This is a genomic window from Ruminococcus sp. AM43-6 (assembly GCF_003461785.1).
In the GTDB taxonomy this organism is placed as follows: domain Bacteria; phylum Bacillota; class Clostridia; order Oscillospirales; family Ruminococcaceae; genus Hominimerdicola; species Hominimerdicola aceti.
The window spans coordinates 96,097-102,185 of the sequence record NZ_QTXU01000007.1; the positions used below are offsets into that span (position 1 = coordinate 96,097).

8 protein-coding genes and 1 pseudogene are annotated in these 6,089 nt (G+C 43.6%); all 9 read right to left on the bottom strand.

Annotated features, from left to right (window positions below; translation table 11 throughout):
* Positions 1-2: 2 nt before the first annotated feature.
* Entirely contained in the window at positions 3-2,450 is a 2,448-nt protein-coding gene (locus DW938_RS06240) for a hypothetical protein (RefSeq protein ID WP_118124224.1), read from the bottom strand.
* A gap of 370 nt (positions 2,451-2,820) precedes the next feature.
* Positions 2,821-3,036 carry a hypothetical protein gene (locus tag DW938_RS06245; protein ID WP_118124225.1) on the bottom strand — a complete coding sequence of 72 codons (216 nt, stop codon included), beginning with the start codon at positions 3,034-3,036 and terminating at the stop codon, positions 2,821-2,823.
* The gene (locus DW938_RS06250) at positions 3,026-3,208 is read right to left on the bottom strand and encodes a hypothetical protein (RefSeq protein WP_118124226.1); all 183 of its coding nucleotides are present in this window, start codon (positions 3,206-3,208) and stop codon (positions 3,026-3,028) included. Before DW938_RS06250 ends, DW938_RS06245 begins: the two co-directional genes overlap by 11 nt.
* Complete coding sequence (locus DW938_RS06255; RefSeq protein WP_118124227.1) at positions 3,208-3,615, bottom strand: hypothetical protein; 408 nt, start codon at positions 3,613-3,615, stop codon at positions 3,208-3,210. Before DW938_RS06255 ends, DW938_RS06250 begins: the two co-directional genes overlap by 1 nt.
* Positions 3,616-3,619: 4 nt before the next feature.
* Complete coding sequence (locus DW938_RS06260) at positions 3,620-4,324, bottom strand: hypothetical protein (protein ID WP_118124228.1); 705 nt, start codon at positions 4,322-4,324, stop codon at positions 3,620-3,622.
* Between the two features lies 1 nt (position 4,325).
* Entirely contained in the window at positions 4,326-5,276 is a 951-nt protein-coding gene (locus DW938_RS06265) for a ParB/RepB/Spo0J family partition protein (protein ID WP_118124229.1), read from the bottom strand.
* Positions 5,273-5,617 carry a hypothetical protein gene (locus DW938_RS06270; protein ID WP_118124230.1) on the bottom strand — a complete coding sequence of 115 codons (345 nt, stop codon included), beginning with the start codon at positions 5,615-5,617 and terminating at the stop codon, positions 5,273-5,275. Before DW938_RS06270 ends, DW938_RS06265 begins: the two co-directional genes overlap by 4 nt.
* Positions 5,617-5,841 (bottom strand): hypothetical protein, encoded by a 225-nt coding sequence (locus DW938_RS06275; protein ID WP_117923808.1) that lies wholly within the window; start codon positions 5,839-5,841, stop codon positions 5,617-5,619. Before DW938_RS06275 ends, DW938_RS06270 begins: the two co-directional genes overlap by 1 nt.
* Positions 5,835-6,089, bottom strand: a pseudogene (locus DW938_RS06280) (hypothetical protein); the annotation flags it as partial. The pseudogene DW938_RS06280 and the gene DW938_RS06275, both read right to left, overlap by 7 nt.

Below are 6,089 nucleotides of genomic sequence, written 5' to 3' on the forward strand. Positions count from 1 at the left end.
GCTTATATATTTGCTCGCTTTTGTCTTGCTGCCTTGACAATCGCAGAGATATTGCTATTTTTTGCCCTCTGCTGAAATTTTGCATCAACAAGGCATCTTAAGGCGGACTTTTCATCAGTCCAGCCTCCATTTTTTGCAAGCATATCTGCGGCAACATCGTTATAGCTCTCCAAATTAGATGTGCTTTTGAGCATAACGCCATAATAATCATCGTTAGATATGCTGACCTGAACTAATCTGAATTTCTTACTGTAGTCTCTCAGGTAGCTTTCAAGTACATATCCGTTCCAACGAACAGATGCAGCAGGCAATGACAAGAATAATGTTATATCTTTCAATGCTGTGTACTCATTTGGATACATCTTCTCCAAAGCATCGTCTACGGCATCAACATCAAACTGTACCTTATCCCTGCGGACAAGTTCCGTAGCGGAAATACGAACCATTTCCTTGAAAATGTCGTCCCAATATATGGGGAGACCGATGGTTTCTTGGAACTCCTTGATTTCTCGGAGAGAAAGCTGTTCGTGTTCGGCAGCGTAATTACGATATAACTGTCCAATATCCAACGGATTGCCTTTCTCCGTTATCACAGATGAACTGAAATCAAATTCATCTTGAAAGATTATCTTTAGAATATCTCTGATAGCATAGTCCTTTAGATACTCAGAGTCAAGAGCTGCCGACGGACAGGCTTTGTTGAATATTTCTCGTAAATTCTTGGCTACAAGATAACCGTTGCTGTAAATTGACGAACGCATAGCTTTTATCAAGGCAACCTTCTCGTCGGGCGAGATGTAGAAGTTCAATGCGTAGAGGTATGTACCTCTTTCAACACATACTGCTTCGGAAAAACGAGCGAGTTCCGACTTGATTCTATCCATAGGTACATACCAAAGTCGTTCTTTGAAATCCTCAAAGGTTAGCGGTGTATGGCTGCTCTGTAAAATCACCTTAATCTCGTTTGTTGTATCAGCACTTATTCCATTTTTTACGATAGCAGATCGCTCAATATGATAGTTTGCTTGAAAACGGCTGTCATTTTTCATTATGTCTCTTAATGCGTCAGCACTGTATATGTTCATCTCGGAAATAAGATTGTCCGTATATCTTTCGTAGATGCACTCAAAGAAAACTGCTGTTGCGCCGTTCTCAAATGCATTTTCCACAACCTCAAAGACTGAAGTGATCAAAGGAGTATCGTTATTGCCTTTACAGAATATACGCCCATCACGGATTTGCCCAATGTATTTCAGTAATTTGTCAAGCTCATCTTCCGTAATATCGAGTTCGCTTCCGAATGTATCTTCATAACAGGACAAGAAGCGCATTTGATGCATATAATCGCCAACCTGATAGCCGTCCTCAAAATCCTGACTGAGAATGCTGTTACAATTGTTTTGCACCTCATCAGATACAGACGGCTGATTGTTTGGTTGAACTTTCTTTGAGAGAGAAGAACTTGAAACAAAACCTGTATCCAAAGCGTAAAAATAGTCATGGTACTTTTTTAGGGCAGCTACAAGGTAATTATGCTTTATTTCGCTAAGTTTTAAGAACCCTTCATCATTCATAAGGGCATCGTATTTTACCACGAAATCATTATATGTCGTGCAAAGCGTTATGCTCTCTGAATAAAGCTGACTCTCAAAAGCATAAGCGTCGCAAGTGTTAAGAGCCGATCTGTAACTCCGTGCTGTTGCCGGACTCAATCCGGCGCACTGCGTAATCCAATCAGCAAAGCTAATGTTATCTGCTTGTTTATTTTCGTTATTCACTTGTTTTTCCTCGGCGGTATGATACTTTTCAGTTTCTTCACTACCGTTAGTGGCGACAGTATCGCCTGTATTCAATATAAACTTCTCCAATAGAGACAAAGCAAGTGCTGGATATTCCTGCAAGTTTTTATGTCTCACCATGAAGAATTTATGGTTAAGAACCTTTTTCCTGAGCAAAGATATAGTATCTTCTGATAACACATCAAAAAAAGAACAGGGCAATGCTTTAGTTGCTATCGCAAATTCGTCTATGCTTTTTATAGCGACAAGAATCTTATCTGCTTTATCAGGAACTTGTTCACGAAGAAACTTTATAAAGCTGTACTTCAGCTCGGATGTACCTTCAAGCATCTGCATTGCCTCCTCTATAAGTTTTGAATAAGAAGCAAAATCATTATGGTAAAGATCAGCTACTTCCATAAAAAGTTTAGAAGGGGCTTTCCCCATATCAGTTGCTTCAAAAGCGGATGCCATGCTCATTAGCTGAAAGTTAATGCCATTAGTGTTGCGAAAAACGCTATCTATTGCGACTCCCTGATTAACAGCTTTTTTACGCAGTTTATAGGAAACCAAAGTTATTACTTCACTTCTCGGAATACCTTCCTTAACTCTGAGCCAGCCATCAAGCAAAATGGCAGCTTCAAACTTATCCCACGGAACTCTTATTGACATAAAACCACAGCCTTCAAACAACATGGTATACACGATATAAGTATATCACAGATTGAAGAAAAAGTCAAGAAATCACGAGCCAAAATCACGGAAATCAATTTTGTTGCTTAAATGATTTGTTTTACAACATTTAACATTGTTTTTGATTACTTTAATATGTTTTTCAGATAATTTTTTCTTGTTTGAATTGTCAGAAATATCAAAAATTCTCACATTAAATTACTGAAATTTTGAAAATTGATTTGCGTGAACCAAAATAACATAAAACAGCAATGATACAAGACACGCCAAACGGATTATTCTTTTATGATTCAGCAAAATAATACACTCAAACACGGATAACCGTCCTTATCAGACGGCTATCCGTTTCTTATTCCGCATACCCACAATCCAGCACCCTGAGCTTTGTATGCTCGCTGTCCTGCGGATCAACAATATCATAGCTGATCGAGCTGCAACTGAGCTGACTGCAAAGCTCGGTGGCTCGTTTCAAGAAGTCCGGCGGGATCTCGGTAAGAGAGCCGTCGTTTTTTATGAGCTTTACGCCGTTTCTCCGCAAGTCCTCGATGAAGTCCTCACTCGTCATTGTCCTGTTCCTCGGTGGTTTCCGCACCCTCGCTCGTTTCAAGCGTGATCGTGTGGGTATAGATCATGTGATCATTCAGACAGTCCAGGGAGCAGTAGCTCTGATTGGTATCCTGATGCTTGTAATAACTCTTGCCTGCGGGAATTTCCTTGTAACAGTTCGCACAAAACATCATTCGTCCCTCCAAAGATAGATCATTGTATCGTACACGGCTCTCTGTGCCTGCATACGTAGCAGATTGCCGATTGAGCCAACCGCATTGAGATTGCCCGATTCAACGGCAATTTGATAGTCACGGCTCGACTGCATAAGCAAGTCGGTCTGACGATTAACTGCGTCCGTGACCTTTGTGTCAAGCTCGTCAAGGTGCTTGTAGATCTCGCCCTTGTCCACGATCTCCTGCAAGAGGTCAGGCCGCTTATCTTCAATGTGATGCAGATAATACCTGATTTGATCGGTGTGGAACACATAACGCTCTGTTTTGCCCGTCTTAGGGCTGCGATGACGAACCGTCTGTGTATCGGTATCGACTTCCCATACGGGAGCATCGTTTACTTTTTGTTTGCTTTGAAAAATCATAAGATCACTTCCGTTTTCTTGTAAAGTAGTAAGCTGCACCGCCAACTCCTGCGAGAGCTGCCACTCCTGCGATGATTGCAAGGGGATTTACCCCAGAACCGTCAGAATCGCCCTCAGAAACGTCTGACGGACTAACAGTGGCATCGTTGCCCTCTGCGGAAGAACCGCCCTCAGAAGCCGTTTCCGTTCCGCCTGTGACCTCTCCGATCACTCTCGGACTATCAGCTCCGTTATCGTTGATCTTGTAACCGCCTGCGATTTCGGATTCGTCTTCCTCTAAGGTGCTGAATGGTGGGAATGTGTCAACGGTATCACCATTTTTGTCTGTCATTTGCCACATACCGTTAAGCAGAGAAAAGCTGTAATGGTTGTCCTCGGTGCTGATCGTCCAGCCACCCTCATTATCGTCCTCAAAATCCCAATCTTCGATCAGACGACAGTAGTAGTCCTTGTATTCATATTGAAGCTCTCCGATTTCGGTCCAGTCATAATCTTCCGAACCATAGTTCTCGTCAAGCCACCTGTCAAGAAGATGATGCTTGTACGATGCTTCGGGAAAGTCAAGTCCATTATCGCCCTTGCCGTTCCACATATCCTCCCAAATCTCGGCTTCGATATCGTCACGGTCAAGGTTCTCGGCAGCATAGGTGGTCAAGCCGGAGCAGAGTGTAAGTGCGGTGCAGAATACCGTTGTAATGATCTTCTTCATATTATTCATCCTCCATATTCTTAAAGTATAGTTCAAGTGCCTTTTCAATTGTTTCCGTGATCTCTTTCGGCTTCTCGCCGTTGCTGAAATACTTGGTATAAATGTCATGGCTGATCTTTACGCTTTTGGGCTTCACTTTCGGCTCGGTGTCCTCGCCATAAAGAATAGCGTGAACGGTATTACGATCGATGTTGCCCTCGCTGTCGGCAGAAGCACGGAGCATTTTTGCAGATTTCATGTCAATCTTGCAGTCCTCAGCATATTCAGCGACAATAGCCTGTGTATCTTCTGACAGGAAAGAAAGCTCCACGCCTGTGCGGATTGCAATCTCTCCGCTGTCCACAAGGGCTTTCAGTTCATCAGTGAGCTTATTGATACGAATAAGCCTTACTACTGAGCCTTTGCTGACACCGTACTCATTTCCAATGCTCTCGCTCGTGTCTAACTTTGAACCCACTGGATTCAAAGTTGAACTGTCGATTTTGGCTGACGGATTTTCAAGGTGTGCAAGCTCCCTGAGAATGTCATTTCGCTTGCCCTGAGAGAACATTTCGCTGTGTCTGAGTGCAACAGCGGCAGCCTGCTCCGAAATTTTGAGGTTTTCAAAGCCTCTCTGCATAACATTCGACTCAATGACATACATTTCTGCTTCGTCCTCGGTAAGTCCTGCCTTGATAATCGCCGGAACATTCGGCAGTCCTGCGAGTTTAGAAGCATTCCAGCGATTATGACCGATGAGTATCTCATATCCGTCGCCGTCCGGCTGAACAATGATCGGAGACAGTACACCATTTTCCTTGATACTGGCTACCATATCTTCAAGTCTTTCCCCGGAGTACAGATCAAACTTGTGGTTGTGGTAGGGGTGAAGCTTGTCGCAAGGAATCTGCTGAACAGCGGTCTGCTGTGGTGTGGAGAGCATAGCACTCAGGTCAAACTGTGGTGTATTCATTGTTTCATCTTCCTTTCCATGTCCGCAAGCTGTTTGCGAAGCTCACGGTTCTCTGCGTCAAGCTCTATGATACGGTTTTTCAGCTTTTTTGCCGTCACATCTGCACGGACGATCATATCCGCAAACCGCAGGAGCGTGTATCTGTATCTGCGTTGATTGTAATTGAAGGTGTAGCAGAGCTTTCCAGAGAGCCTGTCACGGCTCTCAGAAAGATTTGCGATTACTTCCTGTGAAGTTTCTGCTATGACTTTGCTGTGGTCTGAGCTGAAAAACTCGTCCAGCTCTCCGTCACCGTGAGGAGTGAAAAGCCACGGTGTCCTGTCGGTATCAAACGGCTTCATCACTCGTCCTCCTCGTCATCTTCATCGGTGCAGCAGCTCAGTCCGTTCTGAAGCTGAATGAAGATGCAGGAGTATCGGTCATGCTCTGCACCGTCGCTATTCATCATCGCTTCAAGAAAATAAGCCTGAGCTTCTTCACGATCGTCCCACTCCTGCTTCTTGCCGTTGCAGACGGTAGTGACCTTGCGGTTCGGGTTCATTGCAAGTTCTGACATACTTAACATCTTGAAAACACCTCCTGAGCCAATTCGTCGTATTCCTGACCTAACTTGTGACCTGTGAGACAAAGCGGTATGCCATTTTCAGAGCTTTTGGCAGCTTCAATAGACTTGCTGATGCTTGTCCTGAACAGCATTTCTCCGTACTTTTCGTTGAGGGTATCGATCGCCGTCCTGCTGACCTTTGTGCGATCAACTAATCCTGTATAATAAAACTTGACACATACAAAACAATCAAAGTATAATAAAAACAA